Below are 25211 nucleotides of genomic sequence, written 5' to 3' on the forward strand. Positions count from 1 at the left end.
TATAAATTTATTTATTATTTTGGTCAATCCATTCTAAGTACTTTTGAAAGCCATAGTCAATATTTATTTTTATTATTTGCGGTAATTCATAATTATGAATTTCAAGGAGTTTATTTTCAATTTCGTTATAATTAGAAGATTTTGTTTTAATTACAAGTCTATATTCAGTTGCTAAAGTTACTCTACCATCCCATCTAAAGTAACTTTTGACATCGTCAATTTGAATGCAGGCAGTAAGATTTAATTCTAACAAAACAGATGCTATTTTCTCGGCAATTTGTAAATCATTAGTAGTAGTTAAAATTAAACAGCAATCTTGCATGCCTAAACCTCAACAAAACAATTCGGTGTTTCATATAGTTTGAGGCTCGTTACGAAGAAGTTTTGACTTACGAAAAGTTTAGGAAAAATTTCATTCTTTAAATGTGTCGCTATATTTTCTGCAGTCGGGTTATTTTGCATGTAATATATTTTTTGACCGGTACAATTTTCTATTTGCTGCCCCATTTCCTTATCGTCTTGATGTAGGATTAAGCTATGATCAAAATTTTCATCAATCCATTTTTTAGCTAAATCCTTAATTAAACCAAAATCGATTACCATACCAAGTTTATCGGTTTGGTTTGCGGCTATAGTGATCTCAAGAACATAGCGATGACCGTGCAGGAATTGACATTTATTTTGATGTTCTATAATTCTATGTCCTGCATCGAACTCAATACGACGAGTACATTTTATCATTATTATATACTTCCTTTCTTTGAATGATTTTACTTTTTTTCAAAGAGTAAAAACGGGACCACGTCATTGCGAGGAAATTGCATAGCAATTGACGAAGCAATCTCAGGAGTTTGGTTATTATTTCATGAGATTGCCACGCAGCCTACGGCTGCTCGCAATGACAATTTTTTACAAATCTAACAATAACTTTTCAGGATTCTCAATAAGCTGCTTAATTTTTACTAAGAACGATACTCCTTCTTTCCCGTCAATTATACGATGATCGTAAGATAAAGCTATATACATCATCGGACGTATTTCAATTTTACCGTCTATAACTACAGCTCTTTCCTCGGTTTTATGTAAGCCTAGAATACCTGATTGAGGAGGATTAATAATCGGTGTAGATAATAATGAGCCATATACGCCTCCGTTAGAAATCGAGAATGTCCCACCTGACAAATCAGCCATAGAAAGCTTACCCTCACGAGCTTTTTTAGCCAAAATTCCTATAGCTTTCTCCACTTCGGCAAATCCCATTTTATCGGCATCCCTAACAATCGGTACAACAAGCCCTTGCTCTGTTCCGACAGCTACACCTATATCATAGTAATTTTTATATACTAAATCATCGCCGTCTATTTCAGCATTTACCGACGGAATAAGCTTTAAAGCTTCAATTGTTGCTTTAACAAAGAAAGACATAAACCCAAGTTTCACAGCGTGCTTTTTCTCAAACTCTTCTTTATATTGATTACGCAAAGCAATTACTTTTGACATATCGATTTCATTAAAAGTAGTCAAAATAGCTGCTGTATTTTGTGAATCTTTTAAACGCTGTGCAATAGTTTTACGCAAGCGTGACATACGAACACGCTGCACTCTTTCTTCATTAGATTTACTTATTGCAGGAGCAGAAGTAGCCGTAGTGTTTATTGTTTCAAGCACGTCACCTTTGGTAATTCTACCGTCTCTACCTGTTCCTTTGATATTATTGGGGTCAAGCTTATTTTCGGTAACTAATTTTTGTACAGAAGGAGCAAGAGTATTATTAGCCACGGCAGGTTTTTCTACAGGCTTTTCTGAAGTAGGTTGCGTCGCTGCTTGAGCTTTAGCAGATTCATTATGATGAGTACCGGCAGTATTTGCAGCTGCCCCTTCATTTATTTCGCCTATTTCTTCGCCAACTGCTACATTTGCACTGTCAGTTTTCGATATTTTACCTATAGTACCGTTGCAAGGAGCATTCACTTCTAAAGTCACTTTTTCGGTTTCGATTTCTAACAGTAATTCATCGGTTTTAACCGAATCGCCTTCTTGCTTATACCATTTGGCAATAGTTGCTTCCGTTACGGACTCCCCAAGTGACGGTACTATAATTTTAACGCTCATAATTTATTTTACTCCTATATTTGTATAGCATCGCCCTGTATAGTTTTATCGTCATTGCGAGAAGACGCTATAAGCGTCGACGAAGCAATCTCAGGCAAATTCCTGAGATTGCCACGCTCCTTTTAGTCGTTCGCAATGACGATTATTAGGCAATACTCTAAGAATCATATTCCCAATGCTGCCCTTAATAGCTTCTCTTGCTGTTTATTATGTGCTTGCAGCGAACCTACTGCCGGAGAGGCTGATTCCTCTCTACCTACATATTTAAATTCATTATTAATTCCTGCTTCTTTTAAAGCATCGTTTAAGTGAGAAACTATATAACACCAAGTTCCCATATTCTTTGGTTCTTCCTGACACCAAATAAATTCCTGCGTCCTATTATATTTTTTTAATAGCGATGCTACAAGTTTTTTTTCAAAAGGGTATAATTGCTCAAGCCTAATAATCGCTATATTACTATTATTGCCACGCATTTCAAATAGATCGTAATATACCTTACCGCTGCATAAAATTACTTTAGTAATATTGTTTGTATCTACTTTAGTTACTTCATCTAAAACCGGTAAGAAAGTAGTATTTTCACCTAGCTCGTCAAGTTTAGATACGGCATATTTATGACGTAATAATGATTTCGGCGACATTACGATTAACGGTTTACGGGTATCATCAAGTATTTGGCGACGTAGCAGATGGAAAATCGAAGCAGGGGTAGTAGGGTATGTAACATACATATTATTCTCAGCCGCCAGTTGTAAGAACCTCTCAAGTCTTGCCGAACTATGCTCCGGTCCTTGTCCCTCAAATGCATGAGGTAACAAAACCACAAGCCCGCTCATACGAAGCCATTTAGTTTCGCTGCTTGAAATAAACTGGTCAAAAATAATCTGAGCTCCATTAGCAAAATCACCGAATTGTGCTTCCCATAAAACTAAATTTTTTGGGTTTGCGAGTGAATAACCATACTCAAAACCAAGCACCGCATATTCAGATAAATTACTATCGGCTACCTCGTATTTTGCTTGTTCTTTAGATAAATTATTTAGAGGTATATAGGTAGTATCATCAATTTGGTTGTGCAACACTGAATGACGATGCGAGAAAGTACCGCGTCCCGAATCTTGTCCGGTTAGCCTTATATTTGTGCCTGAAACAAGCAAGCTTGCAAAAGCTAGTTGCTCTGCCGTCGCCCAATCAATAGGTTGATCAGCTGTTAGAGTGGCTTTTCGAGCTTCAAATAGTTTTACAAGTTTTGGATTAACGGCAAAATCTTTCGGTATTTCGCATAGTTTAGTTCCTAAATCGTGTAATGTTTTTTTACTGATACCCGTTATTGTAGCTTGTGTACGAGTACGAGAAATACCTTGCCATAATCCGCCTAAGAAATGTGCTTCTTGCTTATAACTTTTTGCCTGCTCATATTCCTTATCTAGTTTTGCTTTAAATTCTTCTTTTAACTTAGCAAAATAATTATTGTCGATTACACCGCTTTTTACTAACTCATTTGCGTAAATATTTCCAGGGGTCAGTTTGTTTTTAATAATGTTATACATCTTGCCTTGAGTATACATCGGCTCATCGCACTCATTATGCCCGTATTTACGGTAACAAATAATTTCTACTACAACATCCTTACCGAATTTCTGCCTGTATTCTACCGCAATATTGGTGGCTTTTAACACTGCTTCTATATCGTCACCGTTAACGTGTAAAATCGGGGCAGCTATGATTTTAGCAAACTCCGTAGAATATCTACTAGCTCTAGTATCTGCAGCATTAGCCGTAAAACCTAACTGATTATTAATGACGAAATGCAATATCCCGCCGATATCATAAGCAGCTAAAGGTGACATTGATAGACTCTCGGCAACCACGCCCTGACCGCAAAAAGCAGCATCGCCATGCACTAAAATAGCTTTGACTTTGCTGCGTTTAGTATCTCCAAGAATATCTTGCTTTGCTCTTACTTTTCCTGCAACTATAGGATTGACCGCTTCTAAATGTGAAGGGTTATAGGCTAGCGACAAGTGTATTTTCTTATCCTCTAGAGTTCTATCGGACGAATAGCCTAAATGGTATTTTACATCGCCTGAAACATTTAGCTCATCAGGAAATATGCTGCCGCTTATGAAGCCCGCAATAACGGCTTTATATGGCTTACCTACTACTTTAGTTAGAGTGTTTAATCTCCCTCGATGTGCCATACCGATAACGATTTCTGAGACGCCCTGATGCATGGATAAATCTATAGCTTTACTCATAGCAACTATAGAAGCATCACCACCCTCAACGGAAAAACGCTTAGCTCCGGGAAATTTTGTATGTAAATACTGCTCAAACCCTTCTACTTCTACTAAATCATTTAAGATAGTTTTTTTGTCTTCAGAAGAAAACGTAACTTCGCTTTCTAGCTTATTATATAACCAGTTTTTTCCTTCTACATTTTCTATTTGCTCAAACTCTACACCTATAGAACCTGTATAAACTTTATCGAACTTGGTCACTAATTCAGATAATTTACAGTTCCAAGTACCGACAAATTCATCCGTAATATTGATATTTTCTTCTAGCTGACCGCTATCAAGACCAAAAGTTTCTATATTAAGCTTTAAATCATTTTTTGTTTTACGTAGCTCAAGACCAAGCGGATCAAGATTCGCTAAATAGTGAGCATGCTTGCGATAAGCATTGATCATTTCCTTAGCTTTTAAACTATTTAAGTCTTCAGAAGATAAATTATTATTTAACGATTCTTTTTGTATTTCATCAGGGATAATTATTTTTGCAGTACTTTTATTGAGTAAAGTATTATTATCCTTAATGCCGGCAAAAAATTCTTGCCAAGTTTGATCAACCGAGGCAGGGTTGGCTAGATATTGCTTATATAGCTCTTCAACAAAAACAGCATTCCCGCCAAATAAATAACCTGTTTTTTTTAAGTTTTCTTCCATATTATTGTTTGTATTGTTTAGTTTTTGTCATAAGCTGTCATTGCGAAGATACCTAATCGTCATTGCGAGCGACTGCAAGGAGCGTGGCAATCTCAGCAATTCTCCCGAGATTGCTTCGTCAATTGCTATGCAATTTCCTCGCAATAACGATTTTATTACTATAAATACTTCCCTTCTAAATATCTTATATACACCTCAGGGCTAATTTTTTCCTCACCGCTAGCACTTTTTAATAAATCGGCTGAATTTTTTTACGAACCGAGATTTCTAAAATTCTTATTTAGATTACTAAAATCACCCTTTAATATATCATCTTTTATATTTGAATGCATCTCTTTTACTTTTTTCATCACCATTGATGCGATAATTGCACCGTTTGTATAGGCGAGAAAGTAACCGAAATTTCCGTGTGACCAATGAATATCTTGAAGCCAGCCGTTACTAAAACTTATCGGTTTAACGCCTAAATATTCCTGCATCTTACTATCCCAACAGCTTGGTAACTCATCGAGATTCAAGTCGCCATTGATAAGCATTTCCTCTATCTCAAAACGTAATATTACATGCATCGGATAGGTTACTTCATCTGCATCTACTCTTATAAAATCAGGCGTAACTCTTGTAATTTTTCTATATAAACTGGTCGCTGAATATTCTTCGCTTTTAAAAGCAAATTCGTTTCTAAGTAATTTAGCTAAAAATTCGGTAAATTCTCTTGATCTACCTACTTGCATTTCCATAAATAAAGATTGGCTTTCATGGAAGGCCATACCTTTAGCAAGCCCAACCGGCTGCCCTTTATACATTTCTGGTAGATTCTGCTCATAATAAAGCATGTCCTGTTTCGTGAATAATTCCCATTAAACCGCTTATGAAATTATCTTTATCATACCTAGTAGTTAAACGTATTCTCACCTGAACCCATAGGCATATTTACGGCAACATCCCAGTATAATATGCTCAAGATATTATTAAAATGTGAGATGGTTGCAAATTCGTTTTCTAATTTTGTGTAGTTGTTGTTCATATGTTCCCTATTATGTCATTCCCGCTTTCGCAGGAATGACATAAAAACCGTACCGCTAGTGCCTATTACAAATGCAACAACTCCTTTGCTGCTTTTAAACTTGCTTTGGTGATTGTTTTACCTGAAATCATGCGGGCGAGTTCCTCCTGTCTTTCAGCTAAATTTAAAGCTTTTACCGTTACTTTCGTTTCTTTCTCTAGCTGTGTTTTCTCGATTTTTATATGCAAATCCGCTTTACCTGCTACTTGCGGCTGGTGCGTAATAACTATTACTTGAGTAACGCTACTAAGTTTTTTTAATCGCTCACCTACTTTATCTGCGACCTCTCCGCCAATCCCGACATCTATTTCATCAAATATAATAGATGGTTTTACCATTTTATCAAACAAAGAAGTTTTTAAAGCTAACATGAATCTTGATAATTCACCGCCGGAAGCGATTTTATTAATTGCTGCAGCTGCCGTTCCCGGGTTAGTAGACGCTTTAAACACAATATCGTCATTACCGTCGGCTGTTGGTTCTTTAGCATTTATCTCAATCTCAAAAATTGCTTTCGCCATTTTAAGCTGCTTTAGCTCCTGATGCAACGATTCTTCTAGATGTTTTGCAACAATAAGACGCTTTGCAGATAAATTACTCGCTAGTTCATAATATTTTTTCTGCAGTAGTACTTCTTGAGCTTTTAACTCATTACTATTTGCTATTTTGTTTTTTAATATACTGAGCTGCTCTAAAGATTTATCTAAAAATACACCTAACTCATCAGCAGGAACATTATATTTACGGCTAATAGCTTTTATTAAAAATAATCTTTCTTCTGTTTCTTCAAGATTATATTCCTCATAATTAAAACTATCTAACAGATTTGATAATTCTTGGCGTGCTTCTTCTAGATTATTATAGGCTTCCTCTAAACTTGTAACGATAGCTTCAAAACGCTCATTGTTGCCTTGCCTTGCTAATAATTTCTCTGCTCTATTAATCGATGTATTTATTTCAGGGTTATTAATCTGTTCTAGAATATCTTTTATTAGCTGTAAATCCTTATCTTTATTTTGCAAATCTTTTCGTAGATTTGCTAATTTTTTTTCTTCACCTGTTTGAATGTTCAGTTTAGTTAATTCTTCCGTTGCAAAGCTCAAATAATCAATTTCTTCTTCTATAGCATTTTGCTTAAGTGTTATTTCGGCCATTTCTTTCCGAGTATTTTGCCAAGTCTGATAGCATTTGGAAAGCTCCGCTCGAAAGTCCAAAAGATTTCCATAACTATCTAAAATATCACGCTGCGTATTTGCTTCTAGAAGAGAAATATTATTATTTTGTCCATGAAGCTCGAATAAATAAGTAGCTAATTGCTGCATAAGAGCTTTAGTAACCACTTGATTATTAATGAAAAAATTTTTTCGTCCTTCGGCTTTTTGCAGACACTTTACAAACAATAACTCTTCAGGTTCAATCAAATTTTGAATCAGAAAATTTTTTATTTCTTCATTTAAAGAGAATATTATATTAACAACAGCGTAATCTTTTCCACGCTTTATTATATTATTTGAAGTTTTATAACCTAAGCAAAATAAAATAGCATCAAGTAAAATAGATTTACCGGCTCCCGTTTCACCGGTAATAACACATAAACCTTTATTAAACTCAATTTCCAGCTCGTCTATTAGAATGAAGTTTTTAACTGAGAGACTGCAGAACATATGCTGCTTAATTTTGGTGGTTCTGAACTAGCCTGTACGCATAACTATACCATTGACTATCAGGATAGTTGTACCCTAGCACTGAGGCATATTTTTTTGCTTCATCCGGAAGTCCGAGCATCATATAACTCTCGGCTAAACGGTAAAGAGCTTCTACCGAGTGAGAAGTAGTTTGATAATTATCAATTACCTCTTCAAATCTATTTATAGCTGCCATCGGATTCTTTTTCTTTAAGTAAAACCGACCTACCATCATCTCTTTACCTGCTAAATGATCGTTTACTAGGTCAATTTTTAAAGATGAATCAATAGCATATTTAGTATTTGGGAATTTTGCTATTACGTCTTCAAAACTATCTTTAGCTAGGAAAGTTCTAGATTGATCATGATTTACGTCTGAAATTAACATATAATATGATAATGCTTTAAGGTAATATGCATAAGCAATGTCAACATTTGCAGGGTGCAAATTAATGAACATATCAAGCACATCAACCGCTTCTTCATATTGAGCGGCGAGAAATAAAGAATAAGCCTGCATCAATTCGGCTTGCGGCGTCATTTCATTACCTGGATGCTGGTAAAATACTCTTCCGAATTCTTCTGCAGCTTTCTTATATTTTTTCTTTTCCAATAAGGTAATACCTTCATTATAAAGGGTAGGCATAGGGACTACTATGTCATCACTGTTTTTTTTGTTTGTGCACCCGCCTAAAACTAACCCTATAACTAAAAGGGTACTCAATAATTTTGTTAATTTCATAAGAACTTAAATTCAGTTAATAACTAAATATACATATAGGTTTACAGAATTTCAAGGATTCAATTTAAAATCTCACAAACTTATAAATTAGACCTATTCAGAAACTCGTTTATAGGGAGGAATTTGAAGGAGACACAGAACGCAGAACCGCAGCGTACACTTTTGTACGTGAGGATTCGAGTACCGGATCGACTTACAAATTACCTACCCCTAGAAGTAGAGTTTCTGAATAGGTCTATATTCTTGGACTTATTTCGCTACCCAATGTCCTTTATCATTTTTATGGTATTTGTTTTCTACGGCCGGACCATGCTACTTTATGTGCAACTGTCTCTCTAGAGTCATTTCCACGTCTTTTATCGGGCATCCTTATATTGTTCAAATGCATGATTAAAAGCTTCGCGATAAATATCCTTAGCATGGCTCGGAAGATGATTTTTAACTGAATCAGGTAAATTGTTATTATTTTTATAAGGCATAAAAACCTCCGGTAATATTATGCAAATAATTATTATAAAATTTTATAATATTGGAGTGGAGGTTTCATTTCTATAGGAAAGGTAAATAAAATTTACGACCACAGACTTTTCATTTTATTAAAAAAGCTGCCGTCATTTTCTTTTTCATTTATGGATTCTTTTTTGAATTCTTCTAGTAATTCACGTTGTCTTTTAGATAAATTTTTAGGTACTTCGACATGCATATGCGTAAGCATATCACCCCTAATAGTTGATCTCATTTTAGACATACCTTTGTTACGTAGCCTTAATTGATCACCGTTTTGTGTGCCTGCAGGAATTGTTAATTTTACTTTTCCGCCTTCAATTACCGGTACTTCTATCTCTCCTCCAAGAGCAGCATTCACAAAACTAATAGGTAGTTTACAATGTAGATGTGCTCCATCTACTTTATAAATATCATGTGGTTTTATTGCTATATCAACGTATAAATCACCGCTATTACCGCCTCTAATACCTGCTTCCCCTTCTCCGGTATGTCTTATTCTAGTACCGTTTTCAACACCGGCAGGAATATTTACCGATAAATTTCGTTGTTTATGGTAACGTCCCATGCCATGACATTTCTTGCAAGGCTTTTTTATAATGTGTCCGTTACCTTGGCATTTATGACAAGCTTGTTCGATCGTAAAGAATCCTTGCTGCATTCTAGTCACTCCAACACCGCTGCAAGCATCGCAAGTAGTTACGGTTTCACCTTTTTCAGAACCGCTACCGTGACAAGTATCGCATTTTACTGCGCTAGAAAAGCTAATATTTTTTTCTATACCGTGAAATGCTTCCTCTAGGTTAATTGTCAGATTATATTTTAAATCTGAGCCTCTAACTTTAGCTGAAGTTGGGCGTGATGATCTTCTGCTGCCTCCCATAAAGTCGCTAAAGAAGTCACCGAATATGTCGTTAATATCGGGGTGAAAACCGCCATGATTTCCTCCTCCCCCTCGTGATTGTTGATTTTGAAAAGCATCGTGTCCCAAACGGTCATAAGCAGCTCTTTTTTGCTCATCTTTTAGAACATCATAAGCTGCATTGATTTCTTTAAATTTCTTTTCAGCATCTTTAGCATCAGTAGTATCAGGGTGATATTGCTTGGCTAGCTTGAGGTAGGCTTTTTTAAGGTCAGCTTGGCTAGCTGTTTTACTAACCCCTAGTATTTGGTAATAATTTTGTGACATAATTTAATTTATAAAATGAGATTGTAACATCATTACGAGGAACATTACATAGTAATTTGATGAAGCAATCTCAGGATATTTACGAGATTGCCACACAGCCTATAGCTGATCGCAATGACGACATTACTTCTACTTCTTCTCTACATCTTGAAAGTCGGCATCTACTATTTTTTCATCATTAGCGGCACTTTCTTCAGCAGGTTGGCTCTCGCTTTGTGCTTTATACATCGCTTCACCGATTTTCATGCTAGCTGCAGTTAAACTTTCGGTCTTTTCTTTAATCAAAGCAGCATCTTCCGACTCAAGCACGGCTTTTAAAGCGGCTAGTGCTGCTTCAACAGCTCCTTTATCGTCTGATGATAATTTATTGCCATATTCTGTAAGAGTTTTTTCAGTAGAATAAACTAAACTATCGGCAGCATTTTTTGCTTCAATAAGTTCCTTACGCTTTTTGTCTTCATCAGCATTTTGTTCGGCATCTTTAACCATTTGTTCAATTTCCGCATCGCTAAGACCACCGGAAGCTTGAATAGTTACTTTCTGCTCTTTACCGCTTGCTTTATCTTTAGCTGAAACATGCACTATTCCGTTAGCATCAATGTCAAACGTTACTTCTATTTGCGGCAAACCTCTTGGTGCAGGAGGTATACCTTCGAGATTAAACTGACCAAGTAATTTATTATCTTTTGCCATTTCACGTTCACCTTGGAATACTCTAATAGTTACGGCATGCTGGTTATCATCAGCAGTTGAGAATACCTGACTTTTCTTAGTAGGTATAGTAGTATTACGATCGATTAATCTTGTAAATACGCCGCCAAGAGTTTCAATGCCAAGGGATAGAGGTGTAACGTCTAATAATAATATATCCGTTACTTCTTTATTAAGTACTCCGCCTTGAATAGCAGCACCGAGAGCTACAACCTCATCGGGATTTACGCCTTTATGCGGCTCACGTCCGAAGATTTTTTTTACGGCTTCTTGTACTTTCGGCATTCTAGTCATACCGCCTACTAATACTACTTCTTGAATATCAGAAGCTTTAAAACCTGCATCCTGTAATGCTTTACGGCAAGGCTCAATTGTTTTTTCAATTAAATCATCTACTAATTTTTCTAGTTCAGCTCTAGTAAATTTAATATTTAAGTGTTTTGGACCGCTACTATCAGCCGTAATATAAGGTAAATTAATATCGGTAGTTACTGCAGAAGATAGCTCTTTCTTAGCTTTTTCTGCGGCTTCTTTCAAACGTTGAAGTGCTAAAGGATCTTTACTTAAATCTATACCGTTTTCTTTTTTGAATACATCTATTAAATGGTTTAATATTCTTGTATCGAAATCTTCACCACCAAGGAATGTATCGCCGTTTGTTGATTTCACTTCAAAAACACCGTCAGCGATCTCAAGAATTGAAACATCGAATGTTCCGCCGCCAAGATCGTATACTGCAATAGTTTTACTTGCCGATTTCTCGAAACCGTAAGCAAGAGCTGCAGCAGTCGGCTCGTTGATTATTCTAAGGACCTCAAGACCTGCTATTTTACCGGCATCTTTCGTTGCTTGACGCTGTGCATCATTAAAATAAGCAGGTACGGTAATTACTGCTTGTGTTACTTTGTCCCCTAAATAATTCTCAGCAGTTTCTTTCATTTTTTGTAAAATGAATGCACTAATTTGACTTGGTGAATATTTATTATTATCCGCTTCGACCCATGCATCCCCGTTATCGGCTTTAACTATATTATACGGTACAATACCTTGGTCTTTCCTAACCATAGGATCGATAAAATTTCTACCGATTAATCGCTTTACCGCATATATAGTATTGCGAGGGTTAGTTACTGCTTGCCTCTTAGCAGATTGCCCGACTAATTTTTCGCCGTTTGCAAAAGCTATTATTGACGGCGTAGTTCTTTCACCTTCTGCATTTTCTATTACCTTTGGTTCTTTACCTTCCATGACCGCAACACAAGAATTGGTAGTCCCAAGGTCGATACCTATTACTTTTCCCATAAGATTCCTCGTTTTCTTTTTTTGTTTTATTATAACTTTTAATTTGATATAGTGTGGTTTAAATGATTTTACAAGAGGTGACAATGAAAAAACTACCGATTTTACTAAAACTTTTATTTATTATTAATTTAGTATTCCTAAATAATATAGTTTTAGCATCTAGCGAAACAAGCACTATTATATTTGAAAAAGCAAAGAAAGCAATCGTAACGATCGATACTAGAATTGCCGTATCGGCATATGACGATACAAGTAGTTGGACTGGAACGGGATTTATCAACGATAAGAACAATGGTTATATAATTACTAATACTCATGTTGTCGGCGGTGCGTCTATCGGAACTTATTTTGTTACTTTTTATAACGGTGAGCAGGCAGAAGCAAAACTTATCTATTACGATATTTGGCAAGATTATGCCGTTTTAAAAGTAGAGAGTAAAGATATACCGGCATCAGCAACGCAAATATCTTTTGCAAGCGAACTTCCAAAATTAAATCAAAAAGTTTTTGTAGTCGGTAACACAGAAGCACAAGGTTTTTCTTTCCATACCGGTTATTTGTCCGATCTTTATAATATTGCAGGTTTAATGCCGCAATGTACTTATGTTATTAATTTAAATACTACAGGAGGTGCTAGCGGTTCACCGGTATTAAACGATAAGATTGAGGCTATAGGAGTATTATATGGTGGCGGTAAAACTCATTCTCTAGCGCTGCACGGTGATTATGTAGTTCGCACTTTAGAAAGTTTAAAGAATAATAAACAACCAGGCAGAAAACATATAGGAATAATAAGTGAGTTATATTCTTTAAATAAAGCAGTTAGACATCACAATTTCCCTAAAGAAGAAATGGATAAATATATAAAGAAATTTCCTGATAGTAGAAATAGAGTGATAAGCGTTCAGACAGTTCTAGCCGGATCACCTGCTGCAAAATCTTTAAAAGCCGGTGATATTATTTGGGCAGTTAATGATAAGGAACTCGGCGGCAATCTAGCATTATTTGATAGAGAAATGGATAATTTCAAAGGAATAGCTATTAAACTGACTATATTTCGTGAAGGAAAAAAGCTAGAACAAGCAGTAGATTTATATGATGTGAACAATAATAAAATCGCTAAAATGATAAATTTCGGCGGTGCAGTATTTTTTGAAGCCGATGATTATTTTAGTCATAAATCAGGTATTCCGCTTAAAGCTCTAAGTATAGCTTCCGTTCAATCCGGTAGTAGTTTTAGCTCTATACCAACGTTTTTTACTAAAGATTATAAAAATGTTTACAGATTGCAAATTTTTGAGATGAAAGATTTAGCTTTAAGTAATCTTGATGATTTGGTGAAATTCTTACCGGCTATTACTAAAGAGAAGTTTATAACGGTTAGATTTAGAAATTATCAACCTTATTATGCTAATTTCGGTTATAATGAACTTATCTCGTCGCATGATGATATGATTGCTGATGTAACTCTAGATTCTATAGATACTAAGCCTTCTATATTAAAGTATAATACTATTTCTCATGATTGGGATATGGAAAATATAAAACTTCAGTAACTAATGACATTGTGATAAATTAACAATTCTTCATCAATGAAGTAATATATAATTCAACTTGGTTTGTTGTGTTATTATTCTTAAATTTATAATCTTATATTTTAGGAGAATTGCAAATTAGCTCAGAGTAGTTCGCCAACTAGGTCATGTATGGACCTACCCGATAATGCAAGAAAAAAATAATATATAACAGCAAAAAAATCGAATGCAGTCATGTATCCGGCTTATAGTTAATAAATCACTTTAAATTTACCCTATAGCCCTGATGGAATTCGCTGGCTTACAAACTATATTACTTATCATTTTGTCGACTTCTAAAGAGTCATTGTCCAGTTCAGTTTTTTTGTAAGCTAAGGTTCGTCTTATTTACCATCAATATTATCATTCTTTCGCATATTCCGGATTAGAATCTATTAAATTTCTACTTACCTATAATATTATCTCGTCAACTATTTGTACCAATTCTTTAGCTACAAACTTTACTCTCAGTATAATCATTACCTGAACTGTGTACTGTAAACACCACTCTTGCTAGTTTATTAGCTACTGCAACAGTTGTTTTATTATGCCCATTTCGTTCAGATAAATTAAACATCCACTTGGTAAACTTGCTATAATCTTTTTTAGATTTTTGCTCTTCCGTGGTAAATCTTATCTTACTATTCAGTACTGCTCTTGCTCCTTGAATCAACAAAGTGCGTAAATAGATATCACCTCTTTTACTAATACCAAGCAACTTATCTTTGCCACCACTAGAATGTTGCCTTGGCACTAATCCTAGCCATGCTGATAATTGCCTGCCATTTTTAAAACAACTAGCATTACCTATTGATGCTATTAAGGCTGTAGCAGTTATTAAATCTATACCTGGTATCGTCATTAGTTGTTGGTGATTACTATACTGGCTAGCTATAATTTTTAATCTTTGTTTTAATTCTTTTATTTTTTTATCATTCTCTAGAAATTCTGCTTTTAACTCACTAAACGTTCGATAGCTTAGCTGACTTAAATCCCCTTCATCTAAAATTTCGGTTAATTTTGTCATAATCTTATTGATTCCTTGCGGAATAACAAAACCAAATTCATGTAATAATCCCCTGATCTCATTAGCAAGAGCTGTACGATTTTTTACCAATCTCTGTCTTACCCTATGAATAAATAAAATATCTTGTTGCTCTACAGTTTTGATAGGCACAAACCTCATATTAGGTCTTGCTACTGCCTCACATATTGCTTCTGCATCAAGCTTGATCATTTTTATTAGTTTTAACATAAGGCTTAACAAATTGTGGAGCCATTAGTTTTACATTATGACCTAATTTTGTTAATTCTCTTGCCCAATAGCTAGAACCACCGCAAGCTTCCATGCCTACTAGACATCTTCTTGGTAAATTAGCCATAAAAGTTATAACCTGCTCTCTCATTAATTTTTTCTTTAATATTGTCTTACCATTTTTATCTACACCGTGAATTTGAAAAATTCTTTTTGCAATATCTATACCAATTGTGGTAACTTCCATATGGACCTCCTTATTGTTGTTTAGGATTCATTTCCTATCCTAGAAGATTAGCTTCTGCTTCTCATTCTGTATATAGGATAGGTCCATACCATTATTTTTGTGTGGATTGATAAATATTCTTTATGTTATTCCTGCAAAAGCGAGACAGCATTGTTGCGTGGATACATACTAAAACCGTCATTGCGAGCAGCCTTAGGCTGCGTGGCAATCTCATGAAATAATAACAAACTCCTGAGATTGCTTCGTCAATTGCTATGCAATTTCCTCGCAATGACAGAAAAAACGCCCCTTACTCACCACCTAAGAAACATAGCTAATTAACAATTCCTCCTAAAATAATTAATAAATTTAGGAGAATTAATGACTAAAGAACAAATACCTACAGTAGATAAAACAAAAAACATCTTTTTTTTAGTTTTTTACAAAAAATCTAATACTCAGGATTCACTAACATCACCACGTTCAGGTGATGATATAGAGAGGGATGTTTCTAAAAAAGAAGCTTATTAAGAAAATTCAAAGTATTAATAGACAAGAATGATGAAGATGAACTAAAAGCATTTCTATTTGATAAAAATAATAAGTATATCTTACATGATGCGGTTGAGGATAAAGAACAAACATTAGTTGAAAAAATATTAGAATTAGCTACATACGTAACAGTGTTAACCTATAACGCTTCAACAGTGTTACATTCAGTAGTTACAGGAATTGCTAACAAAGAGATTATCAAAGCTTTATTAGCAAAAAATCCTTATTTAGTAATGATCAAAGATGCTTCAGGTCTTACTCTATGATATTATAATACTAGTAAAGAAATATTAGAAATATTGCAAAATGGTGAACGAGATATATTATTATAGACCGGCTTAATATAGAACCATGGCACGGTTGGCAGAGAAGAAATATTTAGAAGATAATATGTCTATAATCGGAAAAAATCAGCATACAATAATGGAGCTTGTATAAAAAATTTGTAAATTATCGGACAAGCATCTTCCTTGTAAATTTAACATAGAGTATTAGATTTGCAAGGAAGATATAGAGAGTTCTTTAATAAAAAACGGTAAGTATGTAAAACTTACCGATTAAATTTAAAGCTTAAAAAATTATAATTCAGTAGTAGGGATACACTGGATATTTCCATCTTCTCCTATCAATAGGTGATACTCTGTTTGAGGGTTATAAGCATCATAACTAATTGATGTTTGTGATGATAGTTTTTGTGCTAATATTATCAATTTTTCTTCATATAACTCAAAAGATTTTTCTAAATCCTCTTTTGTAATCTTTACAGTTTTAGCTTCATCTGTCTTTACAGTTTTAGCTTCATCTGTATTTACTTTGAGTGTTTCAATATTTGCTGTTAAGCTATATTTTGTTAAAGTTACTTTTTCTTTTTCTAGGAGTGGAAAATATGTTCTTATTTTTACCAATGCTATTTGTATTTGTATTAGAATACTTAGAACAAGTTTATTGAATACCATCTATTTAATAATACCTTAAAATTTTTGAAGCGGCAGTATACAAGCCTCACTTATTAATGTCAACATAAGTTATTACTATAAATATTAATAAATGCTAATTATTATAATTTTCTTGCACAAAATCGAAATAAACTGTTATTAATATAAAAAAACAATCTTAATCTAATATATGCGTTCTTTATTTGTAATAATTATATTCTTTCTAATGAGCAGTTGTAATTGTTGTAATTTAAAACCGGTATATAGTGAAACATACAGTAGAAATAATGATTTAGAAGCTATTGAAGTTGAACCGATTCGAACAATTGAAGGAGCTGAGTTTTATCATCGTTTAACTAGTATTTTACCTCAGAAAGCACAAGCAAAATACCTGCTTAAAGTAAAGCTTATCGCAACAACTATGCCTGCTACTATTGAAAAAAACTCCAATGTTTTAAGGGAATATATTAATCAATTAGTTAGATATAAATTAATTGATATAGAAAGCCAAAAGGTTTTAATTGAAGAGCAGTTTTACCAAAACACGTCATATAATGCTATTTTTACACCATATGCAACAAATGTTGAAAGAGATGCAACAGGAATAGACTTGGCATATCAAGCAGCAGAAGAAATTCGTAGCAGATTAATTTTATATTTTACACGGAAATAGTTAAGCTATGAAATTTTATTTTTCACAAATAGGTAGATTATTTGAACTAATAACATCCGGAAAGATTAGAGCTCTTTTACTATATGGTCCTGATAAAGGTTATATAGAAAAAATTTGTAAGCATTTAGTAAAAAGCTTAAATATGCTACAAACTTCTATAGAATACGCAGATCTTAATATTTCATCTTTAGAAATATTACTTAATTCGTCTAATTTTTTTGGTCAAAAAGAATTAATTAAAATTAGATCAGTTGGGAATTCAATCGATAAGAATTTAAAAACAATTCTAAGCAGTGATTATATAAATTTTCCTGTATTTATAGGTGAAGAAATGATTTCTAGTGGGAGCATTAGAAAGTTTTTTGAAACCGAAGAATATTTAGCGGCAGTTGCTTGTTATCATGACGATGAAGCAAAAATTGAACGAATTATTTTAGGTAAAGTAGAAAAAACTAATAAAGTTATAAGTAAAGAAGCTATCACTTATTTAAAAGCTCATTTAAAAGGTGATCATGATTTAATTTGTAGCGAAATAAATAAATTAATATATTTTGTTCACGACGCACGCGAAATTACTTTAAACGATGTTCTAGAAGTTATAAGTAGCGAAATTACGGCAAACGGCAGTGATTTAGCAATGTATTTTTCAAAAAAAGATTATAGTAATTTTCTGCAAGAGCTTGATATATTAAAAAAACAAAATATCAATGAAGTTTTAATTATTAGAGCATTAATAAGGCATTATTTAAATTTATATATAGTTTTGTCGAAAGTAAAAAACGGTGAGCGTTTGGAACTCGCAATAAAATCATTATCACCACCGATTTTCTATCAGTATATTAATGATTTTACGAAGATAGCAAACGGTCTTAGCCTCACTGAATGTCTAAAGACTTTAAAAGTACTACAACAGGCAGAAGTGGATTATAAGTTAAATCCTGCTAGTTTCGATTTATTCCAAAGTATACTCCAAAGTAAATGAAGAGTAGACGAAGTTTAATTTGGAAAAGAGCAAGGAGACTATAAGGCGAGGAGCGGAGCGTATACTTAATACGTGAGCACCGTAGCTCTTAAGATGACGTAGCCAATTTTTCAAATTAAACGAGTATACATTATGCCTAGACCTGATTTTTCTGACCCTGACAAACAAATTCACGAGATCATTAGAGTTAATCATGCCGGGGAATATGGTGCAAAAAGAATTTATCAAGGACAGCTAAAATATATTAAATCTCAAAATGGTCATATATTGATTAAAGAAATGCTTGACCATGAAGAAGTGCATTTAAATTATTTTGAAAAAAAATTACTGGAAAAAGAAGTAAGACCCACGTTTTTATTATTTTTTTGGCATCATTACGGATTTTTACTTGGTGCTTTATCTTCCTTGATGGGAATAAAAACGGCGATGCTTATTACCGAGAGTGTAGAAGAAGTAATAGAAAAACATTATGAACAGCAAATAAATTATTTAGAAAATAAAAATGTTGAGCCAGAATTATTAAATAATATTATTAAATTTCGACTTGATGAAATTGCACATAAAAATATTGCTATAATGAATGATAGTACTGAGGCAATATTTACAGAAATAACTAGTAAAATAGTGAAGATAATTTGTCGTATCTCTATACTTTTAAGTAAGAAAATTTAGAGTTAACAGCTTAATTAGTTGAAAAATCTAGAAATATTTTACTTCTAAGACATTAAGAAGATAATAAAAAAACATTAATATTATTAGAAATGGTGATGAAAAGAAAAACTTTTTTAAATTTTTTTTATTTTTTGCATTTGTATTTTTTAGAATTAATAAATCTTTATTTTTATCAAACATAGCTAATACTACTCGCAATTCCTTTATTTAATTTATGCCTAAACCTAATCTAGAATTAATAAATAAAGGTGCCAGGGGTTTTAAGCTCCGTTGCTGTAAGACAACAACAACCTCCATTATACTTCATGATTTTACTCACTTATAATAATAGACCCCTGGCATAACTTAAATATTAAGTTTTGACAGATTGGTCTTGCAACAATGGTGCTTAAACATTATTAGCGGTCTTATATATTAGTTGAATAATATAAAGAGTCAAGAGATTTTAGTTGTCATTAATAATAAATAATGTAATTCTGAGTTACGGGGTATATTTTCTATATAATCTGCTTCTAGAATTTGCTTTTACATCAATAATAATTTATATTTATTTTCACTCATGCGAGAATAGCAGATTACTTTTGTAGTTTGTTATTGGTGATAATTAGGAAATATAAAATAACAATATGAGTCAAAAGATAATTTTAAATAATTCATATTCTATTACTAAATCGCACTTATTCCATATAGTAGACCCAAGCCCTTGGCCCGTCCTAACATCTTTTGCTTTACTTCTTTTGGTTATAGGCGGCGTCTCGTGTATGCATGGCTACAAATTTAATATATATATTTTATCTGCAGGGATTATTTCAGTAGGTTACTGTTTATATTCTTGGTGGAGAGATGTAGTGAAAGAAGGAATAGTCGAACATCAGCATACTAGTCCTGTTAGAAAAGGTTTACAAATAGGTATGGCGTTATTTATCTTAACGGAAATAGTATTTTTTGGTGTATTTTTTGCTTCTTTTTTTAAATCAAGTCTATCACCCGTAGGTCTTTTAGACGGTGTATGGGTTGTAAAGCAGGGCATGTGGCCTCCACCTACAATTAAAACTGTTGAGCCGTTTGATATTCCTTTTATCAATACTTTAATACTACTCTTATCAGGCACTACCGTTACTTGGGCTCACTACGCCTTAGAAGAAAAAAATCAAAAAGATTGTGTAACTGCACTTGCTCTTACCATATTGCTTGGAATATTTTTTACAACTATGCAGGCATATGAATATTATCATGCGGAGTTTAAATTTACAGATGGTATATATGCTTCTAATTTTTATTTAGCCACGGGTTTGCATGGAGCTCATGTAATTATAGGTACTATATTTCTAATAATTTGCTACTTTAGAGCAAAAAGAGGAGATTTTACTACAGAAGGTAATGGACATTTAGGGTTTGAATGTGCTGCATGGTACTGGCATTTTGTGGATGTGGTTTGGTTATTTTTATTTACATTTGTTTATATATTTGGAAGTTAAATTATACTATATGTGATTATAATGTGACTTAAAATAAGTGTTTTTAAAATATTTTTGCATATTAATTAAAATTGCATATATTTAGGAGTTGATTTATATATAAATAAATTATACATTATTTTTTAAATGCTAATTATTTTATTGAGGTAAAACATATGAACTTTCCTATTCGTAAATTAAACGAAGAGTTAATCGATTATAATCTATCATTACGCATATTATTTACTATTCTAAGCGTGGCTATTATTATGGTAGCTTTTGATAGCTTAGGTAGTGGTAATGTCGACGATCCTGTAGGTGATGCATTATGTAAGTTAATTAAAGTATTCAGAGGCAATACTGCAAAAGGTATAGCTGTTGTCGGTATAATTGTTCTGGGAATTCAAACATTAAGAGGAAAATTGCAGTGGGAAGTAGCTTTAGTGGTAGTTACTGCAATCATTATATTATTTAAAGCTCCAGATATTGTTAATATGGTATCAAGTGATACTAATAGCTCAAGTTGTGGTGTTTCCTAATACACGAAAAAATTATTATATCTTTAGTAATACCCATAAGCCGAAGCTTATGGGTATTTTATTTTTAAGTGATGTTGTTGCATAGCTTCTATGTCATTCCCACATGGCATCGTTGCGTGGGGCGAAAAATGCGTTATGTGTTATAGTGTGGCTTGACTCTCTATTGTATGAACGTTTAGTATATCATTCCTGCAAAAGCAGGGACAAGACAACCTGAATATAGGTTACATATTTAATAAAAATAAACATATAAAAACAAGTTTGTATATGTTTTACTGAATTCCCGCCTACGTGGGAATAACATCAATTGCCTTTATACTCAGGTCAACGGCAACATTTGTACAATACTCAATAGTGTTTTAATTGTTTTGATGGACCACGTGGTTAAACCACAGGATGACAGTGGATTTTGTCGGTCTATGCAACAACGTCCTCACTTAAATAAAAGTCCTAATCTATTACCTATAGCAATATCAATATATTTTGCTGTAATAGGGATCCCTTCAATATTCATTTCTAGATATATTGCTTGTTTTGCAGGGATTTTTGTTTGTAGTTTTGTAATTGATACATATTCATCTAAAGCTTGATTATTAGTATCCATTACTCTCACTTTGATTATAGGATCGGAAATTAAATAATCAGACTCATTAGATAATTTATAGAATATCTTCATACCGCCTATATGATGAGATTTGCCTAAATTAATTTCTTCTATCTTTAATTGATCATATTTACCTAAGAATTTAAAGCTATCTATTAGTAATATCACTAAACAAAAAATTATAAAGCTAGTCCATAATATTGGAAATATATTATATTTTTTCTTAGGAGGCATATACGGTAAAATAACCGGCACATTAGCATTGTAATGATTTTTAATAGGAGTTTTAATAGTTCCCGTGTTTACTTTATCTTTAAAATCATTTAATGTACTAGTATTATAGTCTAATTTCTGATACCACAAGTGGCTACATTTGGAACATTTTACTCGTCGTCCGTTAATACCTATTTGATTGATTGTGACAATAAATCTTGTTTGGCAATTTGGGCAAGTAATATACATAGTTAATTATAATTATTATGTTTGACTTCATGATAATCTCATTTATTATTTTTGGCAATAAAACAGTTAAAAGATATGTCCTCTCTTATTAAAGAAATTGAAGAAGCTTGGCAAATGAAGGACAAACTTCTTCAAGATTCTTCAAAGCTTATAACATTAAAGCAAACTCTTAATGATAGTATAGAAAGCTTAAATCAAGGTATGATTCGTGTTTGTGAAAAGAAAGAAAATAGTTGGCAAGTTAATGAATGGGTAAAGAAAGCTATATTGCTATATTTTATCACTACGGAATCACAACTTTATAATAACAATTATGATAGTTGGTATGACAAAGTTGCTCCTAAATTTTCTGCAGATACTGATAAAAATACATTCAAAGAAGCAGCTATACGCAAAGTGTTCGGAGCTGTTGTTAGAACCGGTACTTATATAGCTAAAAATGTTGTAATTATGCCTTCTTTCATTAATATAGGTGCTTATATAGATGAGGGAACAATGATTGACACATGGGCTACTATTGGCTCATGTGCTCAAATCGGCAAGAATTGCCATATTTCAGGCGGTACGGGAATAGGTGGGGTGCTTGAGCCGTTGCAAGCAAAGCCTGTTATCATTGAAGATAATTGTTTTATCGGTGCAAGATCGGAAATAGCAGAAGGTGTAATAGTAGAGGAAGGAGCAGTAATTAGTATGGGGGTGTTTATCGGTAGCTCTACAAAAATAGTATACAGAGATACAGGTGAAATTATTTACGGCAGAATTCCGGCTTATTCCGTTGTAGTTCCAGGAGTATTACCTGCTAAGGAAGCCGGTAAGCCTGGACTTTATTGCGTAGTTATTGTAAAACAAGTCGATAAAACTACTAGAGCTAAAGTAAACATAAATGATTTACTGAGATAGATAGATCAATGTGAGCGTTCATGGGTTTTTCACTGTCACCCCGTGGCCTGACCACGGGGTCCAGAAAAAATAACTTCAATATTGTACCTACACTACATGTTTAACAAAATAAACATATAAAAATAAATTTTTATATGTTTTACTGGATTCCGTGAATAAATCACGGGATGATAGAGAGGAATAATAAGCCGCTTAACACCAGTGAACGATCACAGATCAATAATATCGCCGATTATACCATTAAGATATCCCTCTCTTTGTTGTTGTTCTGAAATATCTGTTTGTTGAATTGCGTTATTATTTGGGGTTCCTAAGAAAGTATTGTATGCCATAAGCATTGCATCTCGTTATTTTTGAGGATCACGTACAACACCAGCTGCTTTAAAATATGATTCTGCAGCATTTGTTGCCTGTTGTGTTTGAAAGCAAAGTTCGTTTCCTTGTGCCATATATAAATCATATTTTATAGGCTTTTCAGCCTTATTTATAAGACTGTCATAACATTTTCATATAGAGTCTAATTTATTATTCTTTCTATAAAATATGATAGCTGGGTCTTCACGTCCTAAGTTAAGTAGCATATCGCCGATTTTATTGTACATTTCTTTAAGTTCTTCATTACATGTTAGAGCTGCATTATAATTAGCTAAAGCTCCATTATAATCTTCTTCTTCGCTCAATATATCGCCTATTTTAGAGTAGCAGCTAGTTATAGTTTGAGTCACTTCTGCTCTTTGTCCGAGTACTTATTTAACCACTCTATGGCTTCTTTATAATATTGCACTGGTTGATCGTGTTTAGGTTCTATATTTTTTATAGAAGATAGATAGTTATTTTGTATGAATAAATCACATATTTCAATTAAGGAACTATAGCAATCATTGGATTGAGACCATGTTGTAGATAACATTTCTTCAAATAATGATAATTCTTTAATTTGTAGGTTTAATACATATCGGTAAGCTTGAATAACCGGTTTATTATCTGTGAATTGCTCAATAGAGTCTAAAATTTGAAATATTACCCCTATAAGGTTATTAGCTTGTTTGTTTAATATGATAGCTTGAAATTCTGATAATTGTGCTAATCCTTCAAAACAAGAAAGAGTTTTTTCTGTAGCCGGATATTGTATTAGAGAACTTGGTAAAGATGGTTTAATATAACCCTCATAGTTATTATCTAAAAATTTTGAGTAGTTAAGAGGTGTATATACATTAAAGTCTTCAAAAATTGATTGGATAGTATTAATTATACATTCTACATTTATCTGTATTTGTGTATGTAAATTTTCTATCAGACTGTCTTGTCCTTTAGCAATGAACTGAGCTTCTTTATCTCTAAATTTTGTACTCCTTTTTTCTCTTCTAGGCGTTTTAATTCTAGCGAGAGGTTTATTTCCCCATTTTGAGAAGTAGGTTTATAGAAAAATTTTATATCAGAGAATTCTAATATATCCTTGTTAATAGCAATGCTATTTTGTAACATCGGTATAATGTTTTCATGATTATTTTCATTATGTTGTGTTATTACGCATATAACATTTCCTTTTAATTTTTTGTGTTTTTCTGTAGTTTTGTGTTTTTCTGTAGGAAAAATATTTTTAAAGTCTTCTATAATCCTGTTAAAGATAATAGGGGATTTTACGGTCTCTTCTTTTGCTACTATGATAAATTTTAATTTATCGGTCATTTGAACTAGCTTTTTAATGAAAAATACATTGATTAACTCTTGCACTGTATCGGGTACTCCGTTAGAGCATTCCCAAAATACTTTTTCTGCAATTTCAAATTTTTTGGGATCACATATATAGCCGGCTCATATTTATGCTGAATTTCCGGCGTTGTTTCAAAATCAAATAATTTATCAAATGTAAATTCTTTACCGTTTGCGATAATCTTAAGGTTGTTCCCAAGAGCATTTAAAAATGTGCTTTTTCCGCTATAAGGTAATCCTATTACTACTGTAGCTTCTGGTGTTTTTCCTGCTGGTATTAGTGAATAATTCACTTCAGTCAATGCATTTAGAATATTTGCTTTTAAAGAATCAAGAGCAGTTTCTTCTTCTGTGAAAGGTTTAATATCAACTTCTGTGGGAATTTTAAATTTCATATATAACCGC

General features: G+C 33.2%; 25 protein-coding genes and 4 pseudogenes. 10 read left to right on the forward strand and 19 right to left on the reverse strand.

What is annotated here, in order from left to right:
- Positions 1-7 precede the first annotated feature (7 nt).
- The 8 genes and pseudogenes from cutA to RMA_RS01270 form a co-directional block, all read right to left on the reverse strand.
- Complete coding sequence (gene cutA, locus RMA_RS01240) at positions 8-322, reverse strand: divalent-cation tolerance protein CutA (protein WP_012152497.1); 315 nt, start codon at positions 320-322, stop codon at positions 8-10.
- A gap of 2 nt (positions 323-324) precedes the next feature.
- Positions 325-741, reverse strand: coding sequence for a 6-pyruvoyl trahydropterin synthase family protein (locus RMA_RS01245; RefSeq protein ID WP_041404526.1), 417 nt, complete (start codon positions 739-741; stop codon positions 325-327).
- Positions 742-909: 168 nt separating this feature from the next.
- Complete coding sequence (gene odhB, locus RMA_RS01250) at positions 910-2112, reverse strand: 2-oxoglutarate dehydrogenase complex dihydrolipoyllysine-residue succinyltransferase (RefSeq protein ID WP_041404527.1); 1203 nt, start codon at positions 2110-2112, stop codon at positions 910-912.
- Between the two features lie 164 nt (positions 2113-2276).
- Complete coding sequence (locus RMA_RS01255; RefSeq protein WP_012152500.1) at positions 2277-5063, reverse strand: 2-oxoglutarate dehydrogenase E1 component; 2787 nt, start codon at positions 5061-5063, stop codon at positions 2277-2279.
- Positions 5064-5221: 158 nt separating this feature from the next.
- Positions 5222-5972: pseudogene (locus tag RMA_RS01260) on the reverse strand (carboxypeptidase M32); the annotation flags it as partial.
- Positions 5956-6090, reverse strand: coding sequence for a hypothetical protein (locus RMA_RS12185; RefSeq protein ID WP_410526295.1), 135 nt, complete (start codon positions 6088-6090; stop codon positions 5956-5958). The pseudogene RMA_RS01260 and the gene RMA_RS12185, both read right to left, overlap by 17 nt.
- Positions 6091-6155: 65 nt before the next feature.
- Complete coding sequence (recN, locus tag RMA_RS01265) at positions 6156-7793, reverse strand: DNA repair protein RecN (protein ID WP_041404528.1); 1638 nt, start codon at positions 7791-7793, stop codon at positions 6156-6158.
- A gap of 7 nt (positions 7794-7800) precedes the next feature.
- Positions 7801-8556, reverse strand: a complete 756-nt coding sequence (locus tag RMA_RS01270; RefSeq protein WP_012152502.1) for an outer membrane protein assembly factor BamD — start codon at positions 8554-8556, stop codon at positions 7801-7803.
- Positions 8557-8642: 86 nt separating this feature from the next.
- Between RMA_RS01270 and RMA_RS07960 the strand changes: the two genes are divergently transcribed.
- A complete protein-coding gene (locus RMA_RS07960; RefSeq protein WP_081427915.1) occupies positions 8643-8789 on the forward strand; it encodes a palindromic element RPE1 domain-containing protein in 147 nt (48 codons plus the stop codon).
- A gap of 123 nt (positions 8790-8912) precedes the next feature.
- On the opposite strand, the gene RMA_RS10525 is transcribed toward RMA_RS07960, so the two are convergent.
- The 3 genes from RMA_RS10525 to dnaK all read right to left on the reverse strand — a co-directional run bounded on the left by RMA_RS10525 (position 8913) and on the right by dnaK (position 12262).
- Positions 8913-9035 carry a ChaB family protein gene (locus RMA_RS10525; protein WP_014408271.1) on the reverse strand — a complete coding sequence of 41 codons (123 nt, stop codon included), beginning with the start codon at positions 9033-9035 and terminating at the stop codon, positions 8913-8915.
- A 92-nt stretch (positions 9036-9127) separates the two neighbouring features.
- Positions 9128-10249, reverse strand: coding sequence for a molecular chaperone DnaJ (dnaJ, locus tag RMA_RS01280; RefSeq protein ID WP_041404529.1), 1122 nt, complete (start codon positions 10247-10249; stop codon positions 9128-9130).
- A 129-nt stretch (positions 10250-10378) separates the two neighbouring features.
- Positions 10379-12262 (reverse strand): molecular chaperone DnaK, encoded by a 1884-nt coding sequence (gene dnaK, locus RMA_RS01285; protein WP_014408273.1) that lies wholly within the window; start codon positions 12260-12262, stop codon positions 10379-10381.
- A 62-nt stretch (positions 12263-12324) separates the two neighbouring features.
- Between dnaK and RMA_RS01290 the strand changes: the two genes are divergently transcribed.
- Positions 12325-13818 carry a S1C family serine protease gene (locus RMA_RS01290; RefSeq protein WP_012152505.1) on the forward strand — a complete coding sequence of 498 codons (1494 nt, stop codon included), beginning with the start codon at positions 12325-12327 and terminating at the stop codon, positions 13816-13818.
- A gap of 466 nt (positions 13819-14284) precedes the next feature.
- Here the strand turns inward: RMA_RS01290 and RMA_RS01295 are convergent.
- Positions 14285-15338 (reverse strand): annotated as a pseudogene (locus RMA_RS01295) (IS110 family transposase).
- A 360-nt stretch (positions 15339-15698) separates the two neighbouring features.
- On the opposite strand from RMA_RS01295, the gene RMA_RS09755 reads away from it, so the two are divergent.
- The gene (locus tag RMA_RS09755; protein ID WP_187145895.1) at positions 15699-15848 is read left to right on the forward strand and encodes a hypothetical protein; all 150 of its coding nucleotides are present in this window, start codon (positions 15699-15701) and stop codon (positions 15846-15848) included.
- Positions 15849-16024: 176 nt separating this feature from the next.
- Positions 16025-16307: pseudogene (locus tag RMA_RS11880) on the forward strand (hypothetical protein).
- A gap of 140 nt (positions 16308-16447) precedes the next feature.
- Here RMA_RS11880 and RMA_RS01305 read toward each other — a convergent pair.
- Positions 16448-16825, reverse strand: a complete 378-nt coding sequence (locus tag RMA_RS01305; protein WP_012152506.1) for a hypothetical protein — start codon at positions 16823-16825, stop codon at positions 16448-16450.
- A gap of 169 nt (positions 16826-16994) precedes the next feature.
- Between RMA_RS01305 and RMA_RS01310 the strand changes: the two genes are divergently transcribed.
- The 5 genes from RMA_RS01310 to RMA_RS01330 all read left to right on the forward strand — a co-directional run bounded on the left by RMA_RS01310 (position 16995) and on the right by RMA_RS01330 (position 21127).
- The gene (locus tag RMA_RS01310; protein ID WP_012152507.1) at positions 16995-17477 is read left to right on the forward strand and encodes a hypothetical protein; all 483 of its coding nucleotides are present in this window, start codon (positions 16995-16997) and stop codon (positions 17475-17477) included.
- Positions 17478-17484: 7 nt separating this feature from the next.
- Positions 17485-18459 carry a DNA polymerase III subunit delta gene (gene holA / locus RMA_RS01315; RefSeq protein ID WP_012152508.1) on the forward strand — a complete coding sequence of 325 codons (975 nt, stop codon included), beginning with the start codon at positions 17485-17487 and terminating at the stop codon, positions 18457-18459.
- A gap of 132 nt (positions 18460-18591) precedes the next feature.
- Positions 18592-19131, forward strand: a complete 540-nt coding sequence (locus RMA_RS01320; protein WP_041404530.1) for a demethoxyubiquinone hydroxylase family protein — start codon at positions 18592-18594, stop codon at positions 19129-19131.
- A gap of 626 nt (positions 19132-19757) precedes the next feature.
- A complete protein-coding gene (locus RMA_RS01325) occupies positions 19758-20609 on the forward strand; it encodes a cytochrome c oxidase subunit 3 (protein WP_012152510.1) in 852 nt (283 codons plus the stop codon).
- A 155-nt stretch (positions 20610-20764) separates the two neighbouring features.
- The gene (locus RMA_RS01330; protein ID WP_041404531.1) at positions 20765-21127 is read left to right on the forward strand and encodes a TrbC/VirB2 family protein; all 363 of its coding nucleotides are present in this window, start codon (positions 20765-20767) and stop codon (positions 21125-21127) included.
- A gap of 433 nt (positions 21128-21560) precedes the next feature.
- On the opposite strand, the gene RMA_RS01335 is transcribed toward RMA_RS01330, so the two are convergent.
- On the reverse strand, positions 21561-22193 hold the full coding sequence (locus tag RMA_RS01335) for an MJ0042-type zinc finger domain-containing protein (protein WP_012152512.1): 633 nt from the start codon (positions 22191-22193) through the stop codon (positions 21561-21563).
- 75 nt (positions 22194-22268) lie between these two features.
- On the opposite strand from RMA_RS01335, the gene dapD reads away from it, so the two are divergent.
- On the forward strand, positions 22269-23093 hold the full coding sequence (gene dapD / locus RMA_RS01340) for a 2,3,4,5-tetrahydropyridine-2,6-dicarboxylate N-succinyltransferase (protein ID WP_041404532.1): 825 nt from the start codon (positions 22269-22271) through the stop codon (positions 23091-23093).
- A 209-nt stretch (positions 23094-23302) separates the two neighbouring features.
- On the opposite strand, the gene RMA_RS11635 is transcribed toward dapD, so the two are convergent.
- From RMA_RS11635 to RMA_RS10535, 5 genes and pseudogenes are all read right to left on the reverse strand, one after another.
- Positions 23303-23425 (reverse strand): hypothetical protein, encoded by a 123-nt coding sequence (locus tag RMA_RS11635; RefSeq protein ID WP_269479122.1) that lies wholly within the window; start codon positions 23423-23425, stop codon positions 23303-23305.
- A gap of 174 nt (positions 23426-23599) precedes the next feature.
- Positions 23600-23818, reverse strand: a complete 219-nt coding sequence (locus tag RMA_RS10530) for a tetratricopeptide repeat protein (protein ID WP_049749338.1) — start codon at positions 23816-23818, stop codon at positions 23600-23602.
- A complete protein-coding gene (locus RMA_RS09765) occupies positions 23815-24003 on the reverse strand; it encodes a hypothetical protein (protein WP_187145919.1) in 189 nt (62 codons plus the stop codon). Before RMA_RS09765 ends, RMA_RS10530 begins: the two co-directional genes overlap by 4 nt.
- A 535-nt stretch (positions 24004-24538) precedes the next feature.
- Positions 24539-24827 (reverse strand): annotated as a pseudogene (locus tag RMA_RS09770) (hypothetical protein).
- Entirely contained in the window at positions 24815-25201 is a 387-nt protein-coding gene (locus RMA_RS10535; protein ID WP_041404533.1) for a hypothetical protein, read from the reverse strand. Before RMA_RS10535 ends, RMA_RS09770 begins: the two are co-directional and overlap by 13 nt.
- Positions 25202-25211 lie beyond the last annotated feature (10 nt).

The organism is Rickettsia massiliae MTU5 (genome assembly GCF_000016625.1).
Classification (GTDB): Bacteria; Pseudomonadota; Alphaproteobacteria; order Rickettsiales; family Rickettsiaceae; genus Rickettsia; species Rickettsia rickettsii.

Excerpts from the sequence above, each read along its gene's own strand:
- cutA (WP_012152497.1), bottom strand. The coding sequence starts at position 322 with ATGCAAGATTGCTGTTTAATTTTAACTACTACTAATGATTTACAAATT.
- dapD (WP_041404532.1), top strand. The coding sequence starts at position 22,269 with ATGTCCTCTCTTATTAAAGAAATTGAAGAAGCTTGGCAAATGAAGGAC.
- RMA_RS12185 (WP_410526295.1), bottom strand. The coding sequence starts at position 6,090 with ATGAACAACAACTACACAAAATTAGAAAACGAATTTGCAACCATCTCA.
- RMA_RS01305 (WP_012152506.1), bottom strand. The coding sequence starts at position 16,825 with ATGGTATTCAATAAACTTGTTCTAAGTATTCTAATACAAATACAAATA.
- RMA_RS01330 (WP_041404531.1), top strand. The coding sequence starts at position 20,765 with ATGAACTTTCCTATTCGTAAATTAAACGAAGAGTTAATCGATTATAAT.
- RMA_RS01245 (WP_041404526.1), bottom strand. The coding sequence starts at position 741 with ATGATAAAATGTACTCGTCGTATTGAGTTCGATGCAGGACATAGAATT.
- RMA_RS09765 (WP_187145919.1), bottom strand. The coding sequence starts at position 24,003 with ATGTTATCTACAACATGGTCTCAATCCAATGATTGCTATAGTTCCTTA.
- RMA_RS10535 (WP_041404533.1), bottom strand. The coding sequence starts at position 25,201 with ATGAAATTTAAAATTCCCACAGAAGTTGATATTAAACCTTTCACAGAA.
- holA (WP_012152508.1), top strand. The coding sequence starts at position 17,485 with ATGAAATTTTATTTTTCACAAATAGGTAGATTATTTGAACTAATAACA.
- recN (WP_041404528.1), bottom strand. The coding sequence starts at position 7,793 with ATGTTCTGCAGTCTCTCAGTTAAAAACTTCATTCTAATAGACGAGCTG.
- RMA_RS01310 (WP_012152507.1), top strand. The coding sequence starts at position 16,995 with ATGCGTTCTTTATTTGTAATAATTATATTCTTTCTAATGAGCAGTTGT.
- dnaK (WP_014408273.1), bottom strand. The coding sequence starts at position 12,262 with ATGGGAAAAGTAATAGGTATCGACCTTGGGACTACCAATTCTTGTGTT.
- dnaJ (WP_041404529.1), bottom strand. The coding sequence starts at position 10,249 with ATGTCACAAAATTATTACCAAATACTAGGGGTTAGTAAAACAGCTAGC.
- odhB (WP_041404527.1), bottom strand. The coding sequence starts at position 2,112 with ATGAGCGTTAAAATTATAGTACCGTCACTTGGGGAGTCCGTAACGGAA.
- RMA_RS10525 (WP_014408271.1), bottom strand. The coding sequence starts at position 9,035 with ATGCCTTATAAAAATAATAACAATTTACCTGATTCAGTTAAAAATCAT.
- RMA_RS01270 (WP_012152502.1), bottom strand. The coding sequence starts at position 8,556 with ATGAAATTAACAAAATTATTGAGTACCCTTTTAGTTATAGGGTTAGTT.
- RMA_RS11635 (WP_269479122.1), bottom strand. The coding sequence starts at position 23,425 with ATGGCATACAATACTTTCTTAGGAACCCCAAATAATAACGCAATTCAA.
- RMA_RS01255 (WP_012152500.1), bottom strand. The coding sequence starts at position 5,063 with ATGGAAGAAAACTTAAAAAAAACAGGTTATTTATTTGGCGGGAATGCT.
- RMA_RS09755 (WP_187145895.1), top strand. The coding sequence starts at position 15,699 with ATGACTAAAGAACAAATACCTACAGTAGATAAAACAAAAAACATCTTT.
- RMA_RS01325 (WP_012152510.1), top strand. The coding sequence starts at position 19,758 with ATGAGTCAAAAGATAATTTTAAATAATTCATATTCTATTACTAAATCG.
- RMA_RS01320 (WP_041404530.1), top strand. The coding sequence starts at position 18,592 with ATGCCTAGACCTGATTTTTCTGACCCTGACAAACAAATTCACGAGATC.
- RMA_RS01290 (WP_012152505.1), top strand. The coding sequence starts at position 12,325 with ATGATTTTACAAGAGGTGACAATGAAAAAACTACCGATTTTACTAAAA.
- RMA_RS01335 (WP_012152512.1), bottom strand. The coding sequence starts at position 22,193 with ATGTATATTACTTGCCCAAATTGCCAAACAAGATTTATTGTCACAATC.